Annotated in this window: 15 protein-coding genes; 7 read left to right on the top strand and 8 right to left on the bottom strand. The window is 42.2% G+C overall.

Annotated features, from left to right (window positions below):
• The first annotated feature begins 76 nt into the window (after positions 1-76).
• Positions 77-1,714 (top strand): Alw26I/Eco31I/Esp3I family type II restriction adenine-specific DNA-methyltransferase, encoded by a 1,638-nt coding sequence (locus ACM0OS_RS05325; RefSeq protein WP_414542121.1) that lies wholly within the window; start codon positions 77-79, stop codon positions 1,712-1,714.
• A gap of 11 nt (positions 1,715-1,725) precedes the next feature.
• On the opposite strand, the gene ACM0OS_RS05320 is transcribed toward ACM0OS_RS05325, so the two are convergent.
• The 3 genes from ACM0OS_RS05320 to ACM0OS_RS05310 form a co-directional block, all read right to left on the bottom strand.
• A complete protein-coding gene (locus ACM0OS_RS05320) occupies positions 1,726-4,578 on the bottom strand; it encodes an Alw26I/Eco31I/Esp3I family type II restriction endonuclease (protein ID WP_414542120.1) in 2,853 nt (950 codons plus the stop codon).
• Positions 4,579-4,585: 7 nt separating this feature from the next.
• Positions 4,586-4,831, bottom strand: a complete 246-nt coding sequence (locus ACM0OS_RS05315) for a helix-turn-helix domain-containing protein (RefSeq protein ID WP_414542119.1) — start codon at positions 4,829-4,831, stop codon at positions 4,586-4,588.
• Between the two features lie 247 nt (positions 4,832-5,078).
• Positions 5,079-5,204, bottom strand: a complete 126-nt coding sequence (locus tag ACM0OS_RS05310; protein ID WP_414542118.1) for a hypothetical protein — start codon at positions 5,202-5,204, stop codon at positions 5,079-5,081.
• A 375-nt stretch (positions 5,205-5,579) separates the two neighbouring features.
• Here ACM0OS_RS05310 and ACM0OS_RS05305 point away from each other — a divergent pair, with 375 nt between their 5' ends.
• The 3 genes from ACM0OS_RS05305 to ftsH3 all read left to right on the top strand — a co-directional run bounded on the left by ACM0OS_RS05305 (position 5,580) and on the right by ftsH3 (position 8,975).
• The gene (locus tag ACM0OS_RS05305; protein ID WP_414542117.1) at positions 5,580-6,104 is read left to right on the top strand and encodes a L,D-transpeptidase; all 525 of its coding nucleotides are present in this window, start codon (positions 5,580-5,582) and stop codon (positions 6,102-6,104) included.
• A gap of 149 nt (positions 6,105-6,253) precedes the next feature.
• Positions 6,254-7,024, top strand: a complete 771-nt coding sequence (locus ACM0OS_RS05300; protein WP_414542171.1) for an aminotransferase class IV — start codon at positions 6,254-6,256, stop codon at positions 7,022-7,024.
• Positions 7,025-7,136: 112 nt separating this feature from the next.
• On the top strand, positions 7,137-8,975 hold the full coding sequence (gene ftsH3, locus ACM0OS_RS05295) for an ATP-dependent zinc metalloprotease FtsH3 (protein WP_414542116.1): 1,839 nt from the start codon (positions 7,137-7,139) through the stop codon (positions 8,973-8,975).
• An 83-nt stretch (positions 8,976-9,058) separates the two neighbouring features.
• On the opposite strand, the gene ACM0OS_RS05290 is transcribed toward ftsH3, so the two are convergent.
• The 3 genes from ACM0OS_RS05290 to ACM0OS_RS05280 form a co-directional block, all read right to left on the bottom strand.
• Positions 9,059-9,628, bottom strand: coding sequence for a RidA family protein (locus tag ACM0OS_RS05290; protein WP_414542115.1), 570 nt, complete (start codon positions 9,626-9,628; stop codon positions 9,059-9,061).
• 340 nt (positions 9,629-9,968) lie between these two features.
• Positions 9,969-11,045 carry a hypothetical protein gene (locus ACM0OS_RS05285; protein ID WP_414542114.1) on the bottom strand — a complete coding sequence of 359 codons (1,077 nt, stop codon included), beginning with the start codon at positions 11,043-11,045 and terminating at the stop codon, positions 9,969-9,971.
• Between the two features lie 130 nt (positions 11,046-11,175).
• Positions 11,176-11,976: an RMD1 family protein gene (locus tag ACM0OS_RS05280; RefSeq protein ID WP_414542113.1), complete on the bottom strand. Its 801-nt coding sequence runs from the start codon at positions 11,974-11,976 to the stop codon at positions 11,176-11,178.
• Positions 11,977-12,206: 230 nt separating this feature from the next.
• Between ACM0OS_RS05280 and psb34 the strand changes: the two genes are divergently transcribed.
• From psb34 to ACM0OS_RS05265, 3 genes are all read left to right on the top strand, one after another.
• A complete protein-coding gene (gene psb34, locus ACM0OS_RS05275; RefSeq protein ID WP_414542112.1) occupies positions 12,207-12,377 on the top strand; it encodes a photosystem II assembly protein Psb34 in 171 nt (56 codons plus the stop codon).
• A gap of 169 nt (positions 12,378-12,546) precedes the next feature.
• Positions 12,547-13,683 (top strand): phosphotransferase enzyme family protein, encoded by a 1,137-nt coding sequence (locus tag ACM0OS_RS05270; RefSeq protein WP_414542111.1) that lies wholly within the window; start codon positions 12,547-12,549, stop codon positions 13,681-13,683.
• A 151-nt stretch (positions 13,684-13,834) separates the two neighbouring features.
• The gene (locus ACM0OS_RS05265) at positions 13,835-14,392 is read left to right on the top strand and encodes a DOMON-like domain-containing protein (RefSeq protein ID WP_414542170.1); all 558 of its coding nucleotides are present in this window, start codon (positions 13,835-13,837) and stop codon (positions 14,390-14,392) included.
• Here the strand turns inward: ACM0OS_RS05265 and ACM0OS_RS05260 are convergent.
• The gene (locus tag ACM0OS_RS05260; RefSeq protein WP_414542110.1) at positions 14,389-15,546 is read right to left on the bottom strand and encodes an RNA-guided endonuclease InsQ/TnpB family protein; all 1,158 of its coding nucleotides are present in this window, start codon (positions 15,544-15,546) and stop codon (positions 14,389-14,391) included. The two genes, ACM0OS_RS05265 and ACM0OS_RS05260, sit on opposite strands and share 4 nt — an antisense overlap.
• Positions 15,500-15,763, bottom strand: coding sequence for a hypothetical protein (locus tag ACM0OS_RS05255; protein WP_414542109.1), 264 nt, complete (start codon positions 15,761-15,763; stop codon positions 15,500-15,502). The genes ACM0OS_RS05260 and ACM0OS_RS05255 overlap by 47 nt, the downstream gene beginning before the upstream one ends.
• Position 15,764 lies beyond the last annotated feature (1 nt).

Here is a 15,764-nt window from a genome sequence, read left to right as displayed (position 1 = left end):
CTATTTGTTGAGATATTCCCTGGCAACATAAAAATCTCCCCCGATGAAAGCAAGGGGGGCTATCGGGAAAAAAGAAATGAGCCAAATAGTTGACATTTTGAATCATAGTAAACAAGAGTATGGAAAGTTAGGCGAGAAGGATCTCATTACTAGAGTAATGGGACGTTTTTACACACCTGAACTTGTAGGTAAACAGTTAGTTCGTGCAATTATTCGGGTTGTTCAGAGTAAGAATTTTCCTGTACTCCGCATCATTGATCCCTTTTGTGGCGATGGACGTTTAGTGTGCTGGCTACTTGAAGAGATGGTTGCATCCGGTGTTTCGCTGAACAATACACTTGATGTTGAAATGTGGGATTGTGATGAAGTAGTTATTTATTATGCTGAAGCGTCTGTTACTCAGGTGGGTCTAAAACTGAACTTGCCACTTAATGTTCGTGTTAGAGTCGGTGATACATTTGAACGTACCTTCAATCATGAAGGGCAGTTTAACATTGTGATTACCAACCCCCCGTGGGAAGTAATCAAACCAGATAGCCGAGAACTTCAAAGGCTGACAAAGAAAGAAGCAGAAGTATATAAAGCATGGCTCAAGAGGAAGGATCAGCAAATGGCGAAACTTTACCCATTGTCGCAGCCTAAACGAAAACATTCTGGTTGGGGAACTAATCTAGCGCGTTGCGGGACTGAGGTGGCATTACGTTTAACAGCACCACAGGGTGTATGTGGGTTAGTTTCACCAGTTTCATTACTAGCTGACCAAATGACCGAGAAACTGCGGCGCTGGGTTTTACGGGAACATATTGTTCACGAGTTGGCTTATTATCCCGCTGAAGCAAGATTATTTGAAAAAGTAGATCAAGCTAGCATCACACTGGTTGTCTCACCGGGACAAAGCGAGCATTTTTCGTCACGGCTGTCTGTTTATAATCGAGAACGTCAAGTTCAAACACACACCGTACTTTCTCAAAGCTGGGAAGAAATGGAAGCCAATGACTTGACGCTGCCTATCCATTTTGGAGAAAGCCAGATCCAACTTTTTAACAAATTGCGTGGTTTTCCAACCTTTGGTGAGCTTGAAGGCTCTGAGAGTGAAGCGCTTTGGGCTGGTCGTGAGTTAGACGAAACTGGACACAAACAGTTTCTGGGACAAGAAGGTGACTATCTCTTCCTTAAAGGAAGGATGATTCAAAGGTTTAAAGTTGTAGAGGAACCCCATCAGTTTGTTAAACGTGATGGACCAAGGATTCCTCCATCTACAGCCTATTACCGTATAGCATGGCGTGATGTATCTCGCCCTTCCCAAAAGCGTCGCCTTCACGCAACCTTAATACCTTCCAGTTGGGTAACTGGAAACTCATTACAAGTTGCTTATTTTCGAGATTGCAACTTGGAGCGACTAAAAGCACTTTTGGCAATAATGAACTCCCTAGTCTTTGAGTTCCAGCTTAGAGCTTACCTTGCCACATCTCATGTTTCTTTGGGTTCTGTCCGAAAAGTCCGAATTCCCTCATTAAACAATTGCCAGCTTGTTACTCGGCTTGCCCATTTGGTTGATCGGTGTTTAGCTGGCTGTGAAGCATCACAAATTGAAATTGAGATTCAAGTTGCTAAAGCATACAATCTCACCCCAGACGAATTCAAACTACTCTTGTCAGCATTTGATAAGCTAACAGATGCAGAATTAAATGCTTTATCGCCACTTGCAACATGAAGAGTAGTTAGCTACTTCTGCCGAAGTTTCTCAAGATATTCACTAGGTGAGATGATACCTCGCATCAAGCGCTGGTAATCCGTTAAGGGAGGAGTAGCATAGTCTAGGTTTTCACCGTCTTGCCCTGGTTGTAGTGGAGGCAAGTCACTGAGTGCCTCTGATACTGTAATTGGTGCTGGAAGAACTAACAAAGTTTCTCCAGTAGAAGTACAAATATGTGGAGGAGGGGGTATATCTCGTGACTCTCCCATCCTCCCAACTAAAATAAGCCGCTTGCGTCGCTGTGGTACTCCATAATTCTCGGCATTCAGTTTCCAAATTGAGAGTTTGTCAGCTATGGAACTTAACGCTGTGTGTACAAGGTTGAAAACACGACCTTTTTCTATGTTCAACAACCCCATAACATTCTCAAATACAAACCCATCAGGTCTAATAGCCTCGACAATTTGACGATAATTCTGAAAGAGGGAATTACGCTCATCACTCATTGTTCGAGCTTTCCCAGCTGTAGAAAAACCTTGGCAGGGGGGGCCTCCCAGCACAAACAACTTAAGATTAGGGTTAGCTTTTCTCGCCGCTTGAGCCGCTGATACAATCTGAGAAAAAACCTTTTCGTTGCGGATGTCTCCGAGAACAACAGAGCCGTCGATATTGTTGGTATAGGTTTCTAGAGCAGATGCCATCACGTCATTTGCAATCACAGATTGCCAACCAGCATAAGTGAATCCCAGTGCTAAACCTCCAGCCCCAGCGAAGAGATCGACAAATAGACCAGGTTGACCCAAATGTAGCGCAATCTGGTAGGCTAACATCGGAGGAACTGCATTGCCGATTTGTTCATTGACGGCAGTACGACTACCGTAGAAAACAAAGTTGTCTGGAAAACTTTGGAGACGAGCAGCCTCTCTTTGGGATATTACGCGATGTTGTCCACCCTCATAATCATAATGAATGTGACAACCGTTCCCAGGTCGGTTGAAGTAAGTGCTAATTGTGTAAGATGGTACATCCGGTTTTAGTCTACCGTAATAAGTAGACCTACTTCCCATACCTGCTGCGAAACTAATTCTGATTTGTTCCAAGCGTTTTGAAGGTATTGACTCTGGAATATTTTTCCAGTTGCCACCCGGTGGAACTGCCCTTACCATCATCAGGTCAAGTTGACTAAGACGTGGTGTATAGTGGTTAGCTATTTTCTTCTCAGTTTGAACTTTTACTACAGCTTCTACTAAAGCCTCGCCAGGTTCTGAACGGACATATCGTTCTGAGTCCCACAAATTGTTTAATTCCTGTGCTACAAGTGCCATTGCATTCCTCAACTCCTGTTTGACTGCTATAAACTCTGGCGACTCACATGAGGGAAGATTACTGACGATATAGCGAAATTCTTCATCAATAGTTGTTTCACTCTCCTTAGCTAAGATAGCAGCAATCTGTTGGTCAAGCTGTTGAATTGTGTTGGAAGAATTTTGTAATGCTGATAAAACTGTTTCAACTTTATTCTTTATCTCTTGTGTAGATATAACAAAAGCGTTACGATTATCTTTAGTAAAGTAATCCCGTAATGACTGAAAAGCAATTCTAGCGCGACGTGCTTTTTGTTCTTCTGTATATTTTGTTGTACGATAATTTTGATTTATTTTGTCAAAAACAGTAACATGATTTTCTACTCGTAAATTAACGAAGTCAACGTCATACTCGGCATATTGAAGTTCAAGAAAACTCGCTAAAAATGTAAAGTATCCAGCATCTTTAATATTTTGTAAAATACTCATTAGGGTATGTCGATTATCCCTAAGCAATTTACTTAATCTAAGAGCCGTCTCATCATCTACAACATCAAGTTTCTTGGCATTCCATAAATCTTGACTGTGCCATGATATAATTTTCTCTCCCGCAGCTTCTACCATTCGTAAATGAACAACATCACGTAAAGTCATGCGGTTATTCTTTGCACTATTACAAGATTTACATAAAAGTTGAAATTCAGGTCTGTGAGTAAAACCTAATGATATTGGCCCAATATGATCTGCTGAACAAGGCCCAGGATGCCCATTTAAGCAGGATTCATTAGAAAAAATGGCTCTAACCTGACCCATTAGCCTATCCGCAGCAATCCAATTACCCTCTGCCCAATATTCAAATACACGGCGATCTGTCGTATAAGACTGAAGATTTGACTTATGGCGTCCTTTATCTGCTACGCTGCGACAACATTGATTAAAGGAATGAAAGCCATCAAAACGATCTGGTGCATTTGACATAGCTCCAGGACTAAGTACGCTAGGTTCACTTGGAATATAAACTTTTTCAAGCCATTGCAGCCAATTTTCTAATTTAGGTTCAAGTGCTGGTGGTGATATTGCGGTGGTTTTCAAAATGGTAGGAAGATCAGAAAATACAATTTCTCCAAATTTTTCTACTAATCTTGTGATTAAACTTATAATATCTTCAAATAAAATTAGAGGGAATGTATCATCAACATAACTTAGCTTTTGGATTCGTTTTATTAAAGAGTTAGATGGATAAGCGTATCGTAACTCCATGACTCGACCACATCGCTTACAAGGCTTTTGTTTTGTCGGGTGTATTAACCTTGCAGTTCTGCTAATCCATTGCGATGAATTGATGTCAATTCCAATTGAAATAGCTTTTTTTCGCCACCATTCTCGTCGTTTATGATGAGTATCTTTATATCTTCCAGATATTCTATTTGAAGGAGCTTCCCATTGAATCTTGCCACCATCTACAAAGGTATCTGGCATCCCCTCATAAATTTTATGATTAGCAATAAATTCTATGTACTTAATAAAATTAGGATGCCACTCTTGCCCTTTGCTGCCGTATTTAGGTTGGTCTGTCATGTGGAAATTATTGTTCTATCTCTATGTTGTAATTAGCGAAGAGGGCAGAGATAGAAATATTCAGGGCTTTAGCTAGCTTTGCAATATTCTCTATTGAGACGTTACGTGTTCCTCTCTCTATGTCAGAAACGTAGGTGCGGTGGAGTGAAGCACGGTAAGCAAGCTCCTCTTGGGAAATCCCCAACTCTTGCCGTCGCTGTTTAATTGCTAACCCAAAGCGTTGCTTTATATCTAGTCTGTCCCCATCACACATGGCACAAAAAATTAGCAATAATGTAGGCTATAAGTCTACAGGCTATAAGTGACATACAGAAGGACAACTTGTACCAGTTAGCCTAAAAAGCTAACTGGCGCAGCAATTTGATATGGCATAGCATGGGTTTGAGACTATTAATTTTCAGCTAACTTTTTCACGGCATTTTGTACTTTGGGAATGAACCAAGGTTTTTCGCTCTCCATCACATGGGCGCAGCCCTGCCCTACTCCCCACTCCCTACTCCCTACTCCCCTGCCTCTTCTGTCAGCAAATAACCAGAAATCAAGACAATTGGCAGATTTTCGTGGTAAATCTCCGGATTCACCATCACAGAACTAGAAATAAAAAATATGAAGAGGGAATTCATCATGTATACCCTCAAGACATCTAGCGTAAATCCTGACTGAGTAATTTGTAATTGAAACTGCATCAGCGCATAACTCTAGGGATTCCATCCCCTGATGGCCAGTCATCTGATTTATGCGTGGGTTGTTAATCATGAATTAACAATTACAAATTACTTTGACTCCTCAATACAGTTCGGATAAAAATAGCCTTTTAGGCATTGAATAGATAGCTCAATACAGTTCAGTTACGGGGAATAGGCATAAGACATTCATCTTATGTGAATAACTGAACCGATGTGATTTTTGCACAGCACGATTAATAACGGTGGAAGTAGCTCATCTTCAGACTGCTTGCCATCTGCCGACAACAGCAAATCAAATATATAAGGTAACGCAACATGCAAAGTTGGATACGTTGCTCAGGAACTTTCTGTACAGGCGTAGTGTTGACGATCGCAACTTTTATTTCCTGGTCGCCATCAACCACTGCTGACCCCAACTCTGCTATAGCCAACGCCGCTTCAGTTAATAACAACAGCATCCTCATTTCTCAACGTCGGCAAAATTCTCAACCCCGCCGCATTGAAATTAGCTTATCTGAACAACGTTTACGTGCGTGGGAAGGTCAAAAATTAGTTTATTCTTTCCGTGTTTCTACAGGCAAGCGTTCCACTCCCACACCTACTGGTAGTTTTCGCATTGGCTCTAAACATCGCGTTAACCGGATGCGCGGCAGGGGTTATGATATTCCTGATGTGCCTTATGCCATGTATTTTCATCGCGGCTATGCGATTCATGGTGCTTATTGGCATAACCGTTTTGGGACTCCAGTTAGTCGTGGTTGCGTAAATTTGACAGTCCCGCAAGCGCGGCAACTTTTTAACTGGGCCTCTAATGGGACTTTAGTGGTAGTACGTCGATAATTTTTTGGCGTCACTGCAAGATAGTTGTTAATTCGTAGGGAGTGAGGAGTACAGTAAAGCTCTCTCGTAGAGTACCCAAAGGGGACTAGGTACTGGGAAGTTTTCATCCTCATTCCCTCATCTTCCGACTTTCTAGCGAGGTAAATCCTATTTACTGGTACAACGGCAAAATCATCACATCCCCAACCATAGAATTAGATATTACCGATCCAGGGTTACTCTACGGGGCGACGATTTTCACGACACTGCGGGTTTATGAAAAATCTTTAGATAGTAGTTTAACTAACTGGGTGGCTCACTGCGATCGCCTGCTGTTCTCTTTACAATCTTTTGACTGGACACAACCAAACTGGCATCTGGTACGTCAAGGTGCAGAAATCCTCTCAGCCAACTTTCCTGTGCTGAGAATTACTCTGTTTCCTGATGGGCGGGAATGGATAACTGGCAGGTTTTTACCGCCAGATTTGCCCGAAAAACAACAACACGGCATTACCACAAGTTTGGCTATAGCGGAATTTAGTCGCAGTCTTCCTTCTCATAAAACTGGCAATTATCTGAGTGCTTGGCTGGCCAAGAATCATGCCCACACTCAAGAAGCAATTTTAGTAAATTCCGATGGTAATTGGTTGGAAACCACCACCGGCAATCTTTGGGGATGGCAAGATAATAGTTGGTGGACACCCCCACTAACAGAGGGAATTTTGCCGGGAGTTATCCGAAAACAACTGATGCAATGGCTATCAGACGTGCGCGAGGAACCTTGGAATGCTGAATTGGTCAGGAGATTTGAAGCGATCGCCTACACTAATAGTGTGGTGGAATTTATCCCCATTCATACCGTTCATCAGCTCTCAGGGTCGTTACAATATAATCCCTACCATCCTCATTTTCAGCAAATAAAGGAGCTTTTTTTAGCATGACAGCCGCACCATTATGTTATACCTTAAGATAAGTTAACATAATTCTTAATAATGCCCTCTCATATTCAGAGAAGCTACAAGAACGCACAAAAATACAGGAGGATAGACCTCAGTGAATAAAAGATGGAGAAATGCGGGGCTGTATGCACTGCTTTTTATAGTTGTCATTGCGTTAGGAACAGCGTTCTTTGACAAACAACCTCAAACAAGAGAAACATGGCGATATAGCCAATTTATTCAAGAAGTTGAACAAGGCAGAGTAGACCGAGTTAGCCTGAGTGCAGACCGTTCTACAGCACTTGTCACCTCTGGAGATGGTGATAAAAAGGTAGTGACTTTAGTCAACGACCCTGATTTAATTAATACTTTAACCGCCAGAGGCGTTGATATTTCTGTCTTGCCCCAAACCGACGAAGGATTTTGGTTTAGGGCCCTGAGCAGTCTATTCTTCCCTGTATTACTTCTAGTTGGCTTATTCTTCTTACTCCGGCGCGCCCAAAGTGGCCCTGGTAGTCAAGCGATGAACTTTGGCAAATCCAAAGCCAGAGTCCAAATGGAACCGCAAACTCAGGTGACCTTTGGTGATGTCGCTGGTATTGACCAAGCCAAACTCGAATTAAACGAAGTAGTAGACTTCCTGAAAAATGCCGATCGCTTTACCGCAGTTGGCGCGAAAATTCCTAAAGGTGTATTGTTAGTAGGCCCTCCAGGTACAGGTAAAACCCTCCTAGCCCGGGCTGTAGCTGGGGAAGCAGGTGTACCCTTCTTCTCAATCTCTGGTTCTGAGTTTGTAGAAATGTTCGTTGGTGTGGGTGCATCCCGCGTCCGTGATTTGTTTGAACAAGCTAAAACCAATGCTCCTTGTATCGTCTTCATCGATGAAATTGACGCAGTAGGTCGTCAACGGGGTGCAGGTTTAGGCGGTGGTAACGATGAAAGAGAACAAACTCTTAACCAGTTACTTACCGAAATGGATGGTTTTGAAGGTAACACAGGTATTATTATTATTGCCGCTACCAACCGTCCTGATGTCTTAGATGCCGCACTGTTGCGTCCTGGTCGTTTTGACCGTCAAGTAGTAGTAGATCGTCCCGATTATGCTGGACGTAGCGAAATTCTCAAAGTACACGCCCGTGGTAAGACCTTAGCCAAAGATGTGGACTTGGATAAAATTGCCCGTCGGACTCCTGGGTTTACCGGTGCAGATTTATCTAACTTGCTGAATGAAGCTGCAATTTTGGCAGCACGACGCAACTTAACAGAAATTTCGATGGATGAAATCAATGATGCCATCGATCGCGTGTTAGCTGGCCCAGAGAAGAAAGACCGGGTAATGAGCGAAAAGCGCAAAACCCTAGTAGCATATCACGAAGCTGGTCACGCCTTAGTTGGTGCTTTGATGCCCGATTATGACCCAGTACAAAAAATCAGTATTATTCCTCGCGGACGTGCCGGTGGTTTGACTTGGTTTACCCCCAGTGAAGACCGCATGGATACTGGTTTGTACAGCCGTTCTTATTTAGAAAATCAAATGGCTGTGGCTTTAGGTGGTCGTTTAGCTGAAGAATTAATCTTTGGTGAAGAAGAAGTGACTACAGGTGCTTCCAACGACTTACAACAAGTAGCCCGTGTCGCCCGTCAGATGATTACTCGTTTTGGCATGAGCGATCGCTTGGGGCCCGTTGCCCTTGGTCGTCAGCAAGGTAATATGTTCTTGGGTCGAGATATCATGTCAGAGCGTGATTTCTCCGAAGAAACTGCTGCGGCCATTGATGAAGAAGTCCGTAAGTTGGTGGATGTAGCTTATACACGCGCCAAGGAAGTATTAGTTAACAATCGTCACATTCTCGATCAAATTGCGAAAATGCTGGTTGAGAAGGAAACAGTTGATTCTGACGAATTGCAAGAAATTTTGGCAAATAATGATGTGCAAACTGCTGCATTTGCCTAATTAACTTTGCTTACAGTTTCAGCGATTCAGATCCCCGACTTTTTTGAAAAATCGGGGATCTTTTGATCACAAAACAATCTTCATTAAGACCAAGGTGATCGTTTACGGTTGTCTGGAATCACCACATAAGCATCAATTTCAAACAACATCCCATCAAGTGCCAGTCTAGGTACGGGAATGAGAGTATTAGCAGGTGGTTTATTGCCCCAAAGTTTCCCAACTTCCATACCGAAAGGGATCAATTTCTCTTCTGTCTGATCCACTATCATCACCGTAGTTTTGGCCACATCGGATGGTAGCGCTCCCACAGCTTCTAAGGCAAAGCGGAGATTTTGAAAGGACTGGATTACCTGTTCTTCATAATTAGGGGAGACAAGATTACCCTGCAAATCCGAACCAAATTGACCAGAAATATAGACAGTTGTACCCTTTTGCGGGGCAATAGCTATATGACTATAGCCATTTTGAGTTGCATTGTATAACGTTGGTGGGTTAATCAATTGCACATCTTTGGGTTGTTTAGCACTTGCTTCCGGCTGTACTCCTGCGACCAAAGCAGTAGTTACCCCGGTACCCCCAAGCCATAGTAGTGCATTTCTGCGCGTTAATTTACTGACTACCGAATTTACAGTACTGGTAATACGTCGATTCATTTAAGCTCCTTAAAATATGAGTTCTGTATTTTGCTCATACTTAGTTTTATTATCTTTTATTTGGCGTAAAAAAGCTCTATTTAAAAAATAAGATTCAGCGTTATTACGGAAATTCATTATACAGAATCTACACAAAAAAAGATTGTTAATGCGACTGAAATGTGTTTTAGGTAAGCAATATCAGCGTTTTAGGCGTTTACGTCGTTATCGTCACCTTTTACGCCTAGCGAATAACTTAATTTCGTGAATCTTGTGTAAATCTTGGGTTCATCAAACCTTAATCCAAATGCGAGAAAAGCATACAAACAAAGGGATTCCCCATTGGAAATCCCAAATTGTATTACTGCCTGATAGTGATGGAACCAATGCCTGCATGTTCGTGGTATTTTTGAGTTCTGTTGAACTCAGCTTTAGTGTCAGAATAAATACCAGAAAAATCTGTACGAGTCCACTGATTAGACCTGAAGGACATCCCTGAACCAAGTCCTTTTTCAAATTCAATGTATTCTCGTCCTTCATTATTCCAGTTGTAAAATAGGGTCGCAGGGCCGTAGACTGCAACTGCTGTTTTCAGGGGAGTTCCTGGCCCTATCCCGGTACTGGTTCTATAGTCGGGGTTAGCAACTATAATGCTGTTAATTAGAGAATTATCGGTTATAGTTTTTTCTTCTGGGGTGAAACCCAACAAGTACTGCAAAGTTCCTTCTTGAATAACTTTTATCCCTTCACCTGCATCAACCCCCAGCTTGGTGGGTTCAAATTTTGCTTCCTCACCTAAAACTTGCTTGAGTTGTCCTAGAGTCATGCCTAGTTTAGCAGGGCCGATATTCTTCGTAGTAATTAGTTGATTGGCTGAAGGCGATCGCACTCCTAATTCTTGACAGCCATTAGGTTGTCCATCTATCATCTGGGAACTAATCAGCCTTAACCCATCACCACGCCAATAGTGTTGAGTTGCTTGTATGCAAGTACCTGCGCCTACAAATTTATAACTATTAGATAGGATATTTGTTTGGGAATCAAATTCGGGTAATCCTGCAACTTCGAGTTCTAAAGGTTGAATTTTGAGGTCAGACCCAGAAGTATCTACTTCCAAGAAGGCGAATCTACCTTGATAAGCGGCCATGAAACAGAGAAGTTGTACTAGATGCTGACCTTGATTATTAGTGTAGACTTCAGAGAATTGGCGTGCTGCCTCTGGGTTAAACTCAAAATCGCACACCTGTAAACTTTTCTGGCGGCTAATGACTTCGTTGAGGATGCTTTCTGAACTGGGCTGGTCGTTGTCAGCAACAATAGATGGGGATGGAGTTGATTGTGCAGACTGGGATAATTCCGGCGCTGTGATGGATGCACAGGATATGAGACTAGAGAAAATAATGGCCGTTAATGGGGCGATCGCTCTGGTTGTATGCATTGGTTATTTTATTGTTTTTAGTTATACTCAGTATAGTTTCCCCTATCTTTAACTTGGTGTAAATAAATAGATCATTTGAAATCAATGAAAAGCCTATAAAATAAGGTCTTTAACTTCCAAGGCAGCGGTGCTAGCCTTTAAAAATAATGTCATACAGTGACAGTAAAATCTCACCTATAATCAGAATCACCACATACCACTCGACTCGCTGACTACTGCTATGCTGCATGAACTCCAGCACCGTTTGTGCAGTTTGGGAAATTAGCTCTAGTTTGCGTTCTAAGGCGTTGTGACGCTCACGAATTTCGTATTCATCCTCTAAACGCAGATATAAGTTTTCTAGTTGGGGCGATTCCCACAGTACCTCTGGCTTATCGATGATCTCGACTCGACCGACAATTTTATGTTGAACTAACAAGGTAGTGCCGAGTTGACGTAGTAATTCCCGACTCTCGCGTCTACTTCTGTGTTCGCGCTGAAGACTAGCTGCAAAGGGTTCGATTTGATCAAATACAGTGGCTAGGCTCGTTTCGTAATGAGATAGCACAACACTTTTAGCCAGAATATCAGCCACTATCTGCAAGCGTTCAATACTGAATTCATGCAGCAAAATTTTTCCTTCCCTGACTCGCTCACTCTCAATCAAGTTGAGGTGCATTTCTACCTCTTCTGTCTCCGGTTTGGCAAAGGCTTCGCTAACTTGAGAGGATAGTTTGGTCAAAAAGGCTTCCTTTTCCTTAGGCTCAAGGTTAAAGAAAACAACTGCGCCATAACTCAGCAACACTGCACAGCCGTGTTCACCCACTGTAATCATTATTGGCATGGTCGCCAAACAGCCGTAATTCTCTAACGTCTGTAGGTTAATCTTCTTACCAATGAATAGGGCCTGCGCTTTAAAGTTATCTCTGTCATTAAAAAGTAGTTTTTGCATTGCCGCCCTATGCTATGTGTTCCTGGTTGATGTTTGAGGTAGCTATAGCAACTAATACTGATTATACGACTGATAAATATTGAGGCGATCGCCTTGGGTGGAGTCTCACAAAGATCCCCACATAAGTAGTTCTAATCACAGTCATCCATTCTTTTTTGTCAAGCCCTATTGATCTTTTGTAACAATATTGTTAAATTAGTTTACATAAAGTAACAAACACAGAAAAAACTATGTATACCACCATTAACGAAGCAGGCATTTTAAATAACTACGCTAACGAACCCAAAATGTATTACGCTAGCTACCCTGACCAAGAAGAGCAACGTTTATATGCTGTGCAGGGTGCATTCGCTACATTACTCGTCACAACTTTAGTTTTGGTAGCCTTAAGCGTTAGCTAATATTTGTAGATTTCGGTATCACTGTATCTCATCGTCATTTGGACTCCTCCTATAAACCTCGGTTAGTTTCGCCGGGGTTTTTTGCTGGGATTACGAATTAATTAGACATAGGCTACGATATCCCCTATTGCATTTGTGCAATTTCAGTGAGGAGTAGTGTAGGTCATCTATGAAAATTACAGAAGATATGCAGACACTTGGTGTAGAAAGCCTAGTGACAATCGCCGAACAATTCACATTTTCCGATAGAGTTACAGGTGTTCAAGCATTTGGCAGTGGCAATATTAACGATACTTTTTTAGTAACTCTAGATTCTGCCACAGAAAAGCATTTTGTTCTGCAACGCATCAATACCCAGGTGTTTCGCCAGCCAGAACTAGTGATGCGGAATATGCGTACTTTAACAGAACATGTGCGCGATCGCCTGCAACGCACCCCCGCAAATCGGCGTTGGGAAGTTCCCCGCGTGTTATTAACTAAAAATACTCAAGATATCTGGCAAGATAGCTGTGGCTATTACTGGCGCGCAATTAGTTTCATTGAAAATTCCCAATCATTTGATACCCTACAAGATAGTTCACTGGCCGCAGAAATCGGCTATGCGTTGGGGATGTTTCACAACCTTATCAGTGATTTACCCCCAGAAAAACTGGCTGATACTTTAGAGGGGTTCCATATTACACCGCTTTATCTTCAGCAGTACAACGAAGTTTTAGCAAAAACTCAGCCACAACCATCCCCAGAAATTAATTATGGCTGGAAATTTGTGAGCGATCGTCTTAACTTTGTATCGATTCTCGAAGATGCGAAAGCCACAGGTAAATTACCGCTGCGCCTGATGCACGGCGACCCCAAAATTAATAATGTCATGTTTGATACTGCTACCCACAAAGCAGTTAGCGTGATTGATCTCGACACCGTAAAGCCAGGACTAGTACATTATGACATTGGCGACTGCTTGCGATCGGGCTGTAATCCAGCGGGAGAAGAAACTGAACACTGGACAGGAGTTTATTTTGATACTGACTTGTGCCAGGGAATTTTACAAGGTTATCTTTCTGTAGCCCAAGCCTTTCTTACAGAAAATGACTATCTTTACATTTACGATGCCATTCGCCTAATTACTTTTGAATTAGGACTGAGATTTTTCACTGATTATTTGGCTGGAAATATCTATTTTAAAGTTAAGCATCCAGAACACAACTTAGCTAGAGCCTTAGTACAATTTAAACTTACCGAAAGCATCGAATCTCAAGAAACTAAAATTCGTCAAATTATTCAAGACTTGAGAATAATTAATAAATAATAACTTGAAAAAATGAAAGTTTTGTAGTGAGTTAGCGCGGTCTTGGGGGTTTCCCCCATGAGCGACTAACGAACTCGAAGAGTGAGGACTTTAGTCCTCTCCATTTCTTATGACTACAAACTTATCTTCTAAATTACTTCACAAATTTGGCATGAATAACCAGACATTTACCCTGCAACCATTTCCCTCAAACGAGACTCTACCTAACTTGCAAATCACTGGTAGTATTACTCGACATCATAACCAACTAACTATTAACTATCATCTAATGGCTGACTTAAAAGCAGTTGTGATTCCACCACCATCAAATACACCAACACGCAAACATGAATTGTGGGAAGAGACTTGTTTTGAATTTTTCTTAGGTGTCAAAGATTCAGCACAGTATTGGGAATTTAATCTTTCACCCGCCGGACACTGGAATGTCTATCATTTTCATGGATACCGCCAAGGAATGACAGAGGAAACAGCTTTTAGTGTGCTTCCTTTTGATGTTCATCAATCCGATGATTTATCACTGGTTGTGAATATTGATTTGAGTGAAATTATTGCAGCCAAACAAACCCTGGAAATTGCTATCACTACTGTTATTAAACATAGCAATGATATAGTAACTTATTGGGCATTAACTCATTGCGGCGTACAAGCTGATTTTCATCTGCGAGACAGTTTTGTAAGCATACCCTGGTCTAAAGACGCGGGGCTTTAGCCACAGATTTGAATCATCTCAAACAGAGACATTTGCCCCAGCAATTGACAACTCATCCCCGGACTTTGGGGACTGCTTACACAAGCCCCCAAAGCAGCAATATTAAAAGCCGCGTTGATATCCGAATCATGTTCAAAACCACAATGCCCACACTTGAAAAACTTGCCGTTGCGATAAGATTTACCCTGAACAGGGTGAATATGTCCACATCGGGAACAAGTCTGACTGGTGTAGGCGGGTGGAACGAATACCACTTGAACACCAGCGATATTGGCTTTGTACTCAACAAACAAACGCAGCTGATAAAACGCCCAATTATTAGTTCTGCGACGTTCAGTTTTGCTTCTTGGCTTTTGGTTGAGCGATTCCCTGATATTTGTCAAATCCTCAAAAGCCAACGCTGCGTTTATCTGTTTTGTATCTTGAACAAGTTGTTGAGAAATGTTGTGATTCAACCATTTTTGAAAGCGGCGTTCTCTACCGGAGAGCCTTCTAAGGAGTCTTCTAGAGTTCCTAGTGCGTTTGCTTTGAACGTTCGCCCTAACCTGACTATATCGATCACGAACCGATTGAATCTGTTTACCACTCCAACATTTACCTGTGGAAGTAGTAGCGATATCTCGCCTACCCAAATCAACCCCAATTACTTTGGGAGTTTTACCTGTGGGTTGCGTTGGGATATCTACTACAAAGTTGATAAAGTAGTCACCTCGTCTGGTTTTATTCAAAGTTGCACTGGTCGGAGTTTGACCCCTAAGCAGTGCAATCTGATAACCACCAATCGACAATTTAAATTCAACTCGTCCACACATCAAAGTCACCCCTACAGACTGGGTTTCTTCCTTATAAACAAAGGTGCGAACATCCAAGCTAATAGAGGTGGGTCTAAATTTATGGATTTGTTTAACCGCTTTGGCATTGCCAATAACTCGTCTAATAGCTTGGCAAACATGATTAGCCTTCAACCCTGTAGCCTCACGCACAGGCTTATAAACCTTATGGTGAAGCTTGGTAGTATTCCAGCAATTTTCACGTTTAGCTACTTCCAAAATCTGATTACAAGCATCAGCAAACCCCTTCAACGTGCGGTCAACTTCGCCGCCTAAGTTAGAGGGAACTATAAGCTTGCATTTTACAGATATGGATTGAGTCATCTATGCATTGTACTTCATCCACGAAAACATTTGACGGCAAATAAATTTGCCGTGTCCGTTTTCCTCTCAGGGTTAGAAACCCTAAGTTTCCAACGTCCCGGAGGTTTCTAGATGAAAGCAAGCTTAAGGCGATCGCCACCAACCAATAGTATGGAGGTGGCGTAAAACGCCCACCGGAGGCGATGGCGCTTCGTGCGCCTAGCGTAGCTGATCGCACT

The organism is Nostoc sp. CCY0012 (assembly GCF_963920855.1).
Classification (GTDB): domain Bacteria; phylum Cyanobacteriota; class Cyanobacteriia; order Cyanobacteriales; family Nostocaceae; genus Cyanocohniella.
This window is presented reverse-complemented; position numbering and strand designations above follow the sequence as displayed.